The organism is Mesorhizobium sp. M1E.F.Ca.ET.041.01.1.1, from assembly GCF_003997355.1.
Classification (GTDB): domain Bacteria; phylum Pseudomonadota; class Alphaproteobacteria; order Rhizobiales; family Rhizobiaceae; genus Mesorhizobium.
The window spans coordinates 1-6,317 of the sequence record NZ_RZSL01000363.1 but is presented as its reverse complement, the minus strand read 5'-3'; the positions used below and the strand labels follow the sequence as shown (position 1 = coordinate 6,317).

The window sequence follows — 6,317 nt, the reverse complement described above, 5'->3', positions numbered from 1 at the left end:
CAAATACTTAGAGCGGTTCAGCGATTCCGTGAAACGCTGAGCCGCGCTAAGAGTTCCAGGAAAACCGGAGCCGATTGCGAAGGAACTCTATTCAACAACGGCCTAGATCAGATCATGCGGCCCGCGTGCTAAGCTGGTTCTTCAACCGGCTTGCCGCTTGTCAGTTCTCCGATACACCCGCCTCGGCGAAGCTCGCCATCCTGGCATGGCATTCCAGCGCCGAGCGGACGATGTTGACCGCAAGGCAGGCGCCGGAGCCTTCGCCGAGCCGCATGCCGAGGTCGAGCAGCGGCGGCAGGCCGAGCGCTTCGAGCAGGCGGCGGTGGCCCGATTCGGCCGAGACATGAGCGGCGATGGTGTGGGCAAGCCCGGTCGGATGCAGCCTTGCCAACGGTGCAACGGCGGCGGTGCAGACGAAGCCGTCGAGCAGCACCGGGATATTGTTGCGGCGGGCGGCGAGCGTTGCGCCGAAAATCGCTGCAAGCTCGCGTCCGCCGAGTGCCGCGGCAATCTTCAATGGATCGGAGAGCGAATCGGCATGGCGCTTGAGGCCGGCCTCGATCGCGGTGATCTTGCGGATCAGGCCTGCGTCGTCGACGCCGGTACCGCGGCCGGTCCATTTTTCCGCGCCGCCGCCGAAGAGGGCGGCCGAGATCGCGGCGGCCGGCGTGGTGTTGCCGATGCCCATCTCGCCGAAGCAGACGAGATCGAGGTCCTTGGTCACGGCGTCATAGCCGACCGAGACGGCGGCGAGGAAGGCCTGCTCGTCCATGGCCGGCACCTGCGTGAAATCGCCGGTCGGATGGTCGAGATCGAGCGGGATGACATCGAGCTTGGCGCCGGCAACACGGGCGAGCTGGTTGATGGCAGCACCCCCGCCGGCGAAGTTCGCCACCATCTGTACCGTGACTTCCGACGGATAGGCCGACACGCCCTGCGCGGTGACGCCGTGGTTGCCGGCAAAGACGAAGACCTTCACTGCGTCGAGCTTCGGCATTTCGCGGCCTTGCCAGCGGGCCAGCCAGGCGGCGATCGATTCCAGCCGGCCGAGGCTGCCTTGCGGCTTGGTCAGAGTGTCCTGCCGTCGGGCGACGGCACCAGCGGCGGCGTCGCTGCCGGCGGGCAGATCGAGGCAGGCGGCGCGAAGGTCTTCGAGCGATTTGAACGACATGGGGGCAATGTCTCCAGTTGAGAGTCAGAGGGATAGGGAAACTGAGGCAACGAGCAGGACCGCGATCTCGCCGAGCTGCTGCAGCGCACCGATCGTGTCGCCGGTCTGGCCGCCGATCTGACGGTGGCAAAGCGCGCGGAAGGCGGTAAACGAGAGGCTGAGCAAGACGAGTGCGGCAATCGCGCCGCCAAGGCCGAGCGCCAATAGCGACACGGCGCCAAGTGCCGCGCCGATGATAGCGGTCTCGGCGCTGACAGTGCCGGCAGTGGCGGAAAGACCGTCGGAGCGGGCGGGCGGCAGAAGATGCATGAAGGCGCCGAACAGCCCGCGCGAGGCGGCGTGAGCAGCAAGGAGGGCCAGGAACACATGGCTGGGGCCGGCCAGTGCGGACAGCGCGCTCCAGCGGATGAGCAGCGAGATGCCGAGGGTAGCGGCGCCATAGGCGCCGATGCGGCTGTCGCGCATGATCTCCAGCTTCTTCTCGCGCGTCTTGCCGCCGCCGAAGCCGTCGGCGATGTCGGAAAGTCCGTCCTCGTGCAGGCAGCCGGTGGCGAGCATCGTCGCGGCAAGGGCGAGCGCTGCGGCCGGACCGGTGGCTACACCCAGCCCGGAAGCGACAGCGTAGACGAGCGCGCCGATGATGGCGACGGCGAGACCGGCAAAGGGTGCCGCCCAGATCGCGTCGGCAAGGCTGCGACCGCCGAAATCGCTAGACGGCAGCCTCAACCTGGTGAAGAAGACGAGGCTGAGGCCGATATCGTCAAGCAATTGCCGAGGTGCGGAAGGGCTCATGCGCCCCTCGCAATGGCGTGGAAGAAGGTGCCGCTGACATGGCCGCGTCGATAGCCGGAGGCTCCAAGCGGGTTGCCCTGGCCGTCGGCGAGGTCGGCCAGCGGCTCGTCATTGCCGGTGGCCGTCATCTGCGCATAGTGGAACTCATGACCGCGGATCAGCGTGCCTTCGGGCCCCAACGGGCAGGCGGCGCGTAGGCGCGCCTCACGGTAACCGAGATTCATCTTCCGCTTGGCGAAGCTGGTCGAGTGGCCGAGCAGGCCGAGCATGTTGTGGCTTTGGCCGTCCGCGTCCTCCAGCACCTCGCCCAGCACCATGAAGCCGCCGCACTCACCGTGCACGGGCTTTGTCTGTGCGAAGCGCACCATTCCCGCGCGGAAGTTCGTCGCGGCCGCAAGCTTGCCGGCATGCAATTCGGGATAGCCACCGGGCAGCCAGCAGACATCGCAGTCTTCGGCCGGCGCCTCGTCGGCGAGAGGGGAGAAGGGCACGATCTCGGCGCCGGCCATGCGCCAATGCGCGGCGACATGCGGGTAGAGGAAGGTGAAGGCAGAGTCCTCGGCCAGCGCGATGCGCTGTCCCGGCGCCTGCAATGCATCGCCGAAGTCGCCAGCCGCCGGTTCCAGCGGTGTCGCCAACGCCAGGATGGCGTCGATATCGAGCGACTTCTCGACCATATCGGCCAGCCGGTCGAGATGCGCCATCAGGTTTTCGTATTCGCCGGCTTGCACAAGACCGAGATGCCGTTCCGGCAGGTTAAGGGTGGGGTCGCGCATGATGGCGCCGACCACCGGCAAGCCGATCGCCTCGATCGCGTCGCCCGACAATCGCCGGTGGCGTTCGCTGCCCAAGCGATTGAGCACGACGCCGGCCATGCGCACATCCGGATCGTAGGTGGCAAAACCCTTGGCTACGGCAGCCGCCGTGGTCGACTGTCCAGAAACGTCGAGCACCAGAAGCACCGGCAAGCCATAGAGCCTGGCGAGATCGGCAGCCGAGCCCGATCGGCCTTGCGGAGCGGGGATGCCGTCGAACAGACCCATCGCGCTTTCGAGGATGACGTATTCGGCATCCTCCGCTGCCTGTGCGGCCAGAGCGTTGAGCAGGGAAGGGGACATCGCCCAACCGTCGAGATTGACGCCTGACAGGCCCGTGGCGGCGGCGTGGAAGCCGGGGTCGATATAGTCCGGCCCGGACTTCGCGCCGCGCACCTTCAGTCCGCGCCGGGCGAGCGCGCGCAGCAGGCCGATGGTGACGCTGGTCTTGCCCGAACCGGAGCGCGGCGCGCCGATGATGATCGCGCGGGCGGTCACAATCCACCTGCCAGTGCCGCGCGCATGGCGACGATCTCGCCGACGACGATCAGCGCCGGCGAGGCGAGCCCGGCGGCCGCGGCCGCCTCGGCGATTGTCACGAGCGTTGCGACAACGATGCGCTCTTGCGGCGTGGTCGCCGCGACGATCACGGCGGCAGGAGTGGAGGGCGCAAGGCCGCCGCTGAGCAGCTTCGCCGCTATCACCGGCAGATTGGCCATGCCCATATAGACGACGACGGGCTGGCCCGTGCGCGCGATCGCGGCCCAGTCGATGTCGTCATCGGTGCCCGCGGCATGGCCGGTGGCGAGGATGACGGCCTTGTTGATGCCACGCATGGTGGCGGGAATGCCGGTCGCGGCCAAGGCGCTCAGGCCGGAGGTCAGGCCGGACAACACCCGGAACGGAATGTTTTCGCGCGCGAGCGCCAAAGCTTCTTCGCCGCCGCGGCCGAAAATATAGGGATCGCCGCCCTTCAGGCGCACGACGCGGCGGCCTTCGCGGGCAAGACGCACCAGTAGGGCGTTGATGTCGTCCTGCTTCATCGAGGGCTGGCCGCCGCGCTTTCCCGCGTAGAAAAGCTCGGCGCCTTCAGCAACCGCCACGACATCGGGCGAGACCAGCGCGTCATAAACCAGCGCGTCGCACTGGCCAAGCGCCGCCAGCACTTCCAGAGTCAGGCAGCCGGGATCGCCGGGGCCGGCGCCGGCCAGCCAGACATGGCCGGGCTCCAGCGCGCGCGGCTTGAAGTTCAGCCGCGCCAGTGCCTGCTCGACCGTTGCCCGTCCGTTTCTGTTGGCGCCGTAGTTCACAATCCGTCCCGTCCGCGAAAACGCCGCTGGTAGTGGGCGTCGTAAAGTGAACTTTCGCCGAAATCCTGCGCGGCCAAGGCGCTGCCGACGAAGATGATCGCCGTGCGCTCCATCGGGTTTTCCGCGAGCTGCGCTTCGATGGTGCCCAGAGTGCCGGTCAGAATGCGCTCGTCCGGCCAGGAGGCGCGGAAAACGACCGCTACCGGGCACTCGGCTCCGTAGAGCGGCGTCAGATCGGCGACGATGCTGTCGATGGCGTGGATGGCAAGATGGATGGCCAGCGTGGCGCCGGTGCGGCCGAAGCCGGCAAGCGTCTCGCCGGGCGGCATTTTCGAGGCGCGGCCGGAGACACGAGTGAGCACGAGGCTCTGGGCGAGCTCGGGAATGGTGAGCTCGCGGCGCAGCGCGGCAGCGGCAGCGGCGAAGGAGGGGACGCCCGGCGTCAGCGTGTAAGGAATGCCGTGTTTTTCCAGCCGCCTTATCTGTTCGGCCACCGCGCTCCAGACCGAAAGGTCGCCGGAGTGCAGGCGCGCGACGTCCTGGCCGGCCTTGTGGGCGGCGAGATATTCGGCCTCGATCTCGTCGAGCGACATCGGCGCGGTGTCGATCAGTCTGGTGCCCGGCGCGCAATGTTCGATCAGTTCCGGCGCGACGATCGAGCCGGCATAGAGACATACGGGGCAGGTCGCCAGCAGGCGACTGCCGCGCAAGGTGATGAGGTCGGCCGCGCCCGGGCCGGCGCCGATGAAATGGACCGTCATGCGGTGCCTCCGCCAAGAGCGATGGCGCAGGTCACCGGGCCGAGCACGGTGCGCGGCCCGAGCAGTTTTGCGTCCTTGCCGGCCGCTGCCAGCGCCGAGGCTTCCGAAACCGACGGCGTGCCGGCATGAGTCTCTGACAGTTCGGAATGGCTAACTGTGCCGCCGGAAGCGGCCTGCAACGCGTCGTCGGTGACAACGATCACCGGCAGGTCGAGGTCGCGCCCGGCGAGGAAGATCGCTTCCTCCTCGCGTTTGACTTCGCCTGTGGCGAGCGCCGAAAGTGCTGTCATCGCCAGCCCGTGCGCTTCGAGCGCGGTCTCGATCGCGGCGCGCACGTCGCGCGCCGTCACACCTTTCCGGCTGCCGATGCCCGCGACCATCATGGCTTCACCCAGCTCCATTGCATGACCGGCATGGCCGGACGCCAGGCCTGCATGGACCCGACCGGTGCCGCGCGCGAAAGCGCGATGCGGGTGAGGTCGCCGCCACGCCTGGTGTGCTGATCGAGAAGCAGCGCTTCCATCTCCAGCGTCACCGCGTTGGCGACGAGCCGGCCGCCGGCACTCAGCGCCTTGATCGCCTTCCCAAGCACGCCGGCATCGCTGCCGCCACCGCCGATGAAGATCGCGTCCGGCGTCTCGAGCTTGGCGAGCGCCTTGGGTGCCGTGCCTTCGACCACGACAAGGCCGGGCACGCCGCAATGCGCGGCGTTGCGGCGGATGCGGGCGGCGCGCTCCTCGTCGGCCTCGATGGCGATGGCGCGCATCGAAGGGTGGGCGAGCATCCATTCGATGCCGATCGAGCCGGAGCCGGCGCCGATATCCCACAGCAACTCGCCGCGGCGAGGCGCCAGCGCCGACAGTGTGATGGCGCGGATCTCTCGTTTGGTGATCTGGCCGTCATGCTCGAACAGATGATCGGCAAGGCCGACGGTCAAAGGCAGGATGCGCGCATCCGTCGTCGATTCAACTTCAAGCGCCAGCACGTTGAGCGAATTGATTTTTTTGAGATCGAAGGCATCGGCGCGGGCGGTGCGATGCTTTTCCTCGGGACCGCCGAGCGCTTCAAGGACCGTCAATCGCGAAGGCCCGAAGCCATTCTCGTCGAGCAGTCCTGCGATGGCCGCCGGTGCGTCGCCGTCCGATGTGAGCGCGAGGATGCGCGCGCCGGGATGGAGCAGGGGGCGGATCAGATCGATCGGGTGGCCATGAAGCGATTTGGTCTCGACATCCTGCAGCGCCCAGCCGAGGCGCGAAGCGGCCAGCGATAGCGACGACGGTGCCGGCAGCGCGAGCATCTCATCCGGCGTGACCTTGCGCGCCAGCGTGACGCCGACGCCGTGGAAGAATGGATCGCCGGAAGCAAGCACGCAGACGTTTTTGCCCGCCAGCGCCAGCACATCGCGCATCTCGGCATCGAAGGGCGTCGGCCACGGGCGGGCTTCACCCTTGGCCAAGGATGCGACCAG

Annotated in this window: 7 protein-coding genes; all 7 read right to left on the bottom strand. The window is 67.7% G+C overall.

Annotated elements, in window-relative coordinates:
• Positions 1-160: 160 nt before the first annotated feature.
• Positions 161-1,171: a nicotinate-nucleotide--dimethylbenzimidazole phosphoribosyltransferase gene (cobT, locus tag EOA38_RS24615; RefSeq protein WP_126093187.1), complete on the bottom strand. Its 1,011-nt coding sequence runs from the start codon at positions 1,169-1,171 to the stop codon at positions 161-163.
• A 24-nt stretch (positions 1,172-1,195) separates the two neighbouring features.
• Positions 1,196-1,963 (bottom strand): adenosylcobinamide-GDP ribazoletransferase, encoded by a 768-nt coding sequence (gene cobS / locus EOA38_RS24610; RefSeq protein WP_126093188.1) that lies wholly within the window; start codon positions 1,961-1,963, stop codon positions 1,196-1,198.
• Positions 1,960-3,276, bottom strand: a complete 1,317-nt coding sequence (locus EOA38_RS24605; RefSeq protein WP_126093189.1) for a cobyrinate a,c-diamide synthase — start codon at positions 3,274-3,276, stop codon at positions 1,960-1,962. The genes cobS and EOA38_RS24605 overlap by 4 nt, the downstream gene beginning before the upstream one ends.
• Positions 3,273-4,088 (bottom strand): uroporphyrinogen-III C-methyltransferase, encoded by an 816-nt coding sequence (cobA, locus tag EOA38_RS24600; protein ID WP_245464642.1) that lies wholly within the window; start codon positions 4,086-4,088, stop codon positions 3,273-3,275. The genes EOA38_RS24605 and cobA overlap by 4 nt, the downstream gene beginning before the upstream one ends.
• Positions 4,085-4,849: a precorrin-4 C(11)-methyltransferase gene (gene cobM / locus EOA38_RS24595; protein WP_126093190.1), complete on the bottom strand. Its 765-nt coding sequence runs from the start codon at positions 4,847-4,849 to the stop codon at positions 4,085-4,087. Before cobM ends, cobA begins: the two co-directional genes overlap by 4 nt.
• Positions 4,846-5,232 carry a cobalamin biosynthesis protein gene (locus EOA38_RS24590; protein ID WP_126093191.1) on the bottom strand — a complete coding sequence of 129 codons (387 nt, stop codon included), beginning with the start codon at positions 5,230-5,232 and terminating at the stop codon, positions 4,846-4,848. Before EOA38_RS24590 ends, cobM begins: the two co-directional genes overlap by 4 nt.
• A partial coding sequence (cbiT, locus tag EOA38_RS24585; RefSeq protein WP_127300451.1) for a precorrin-6Y C5,15-methyltransferase (decarboxylating) subunit CbiT occupies positions 5,229-6,317 on the bottom strand: 1,089 nt, incomplete at its 5' end. The genes EOA38_RS24590 and cbiT, both read right to left, overlap by 4 nt.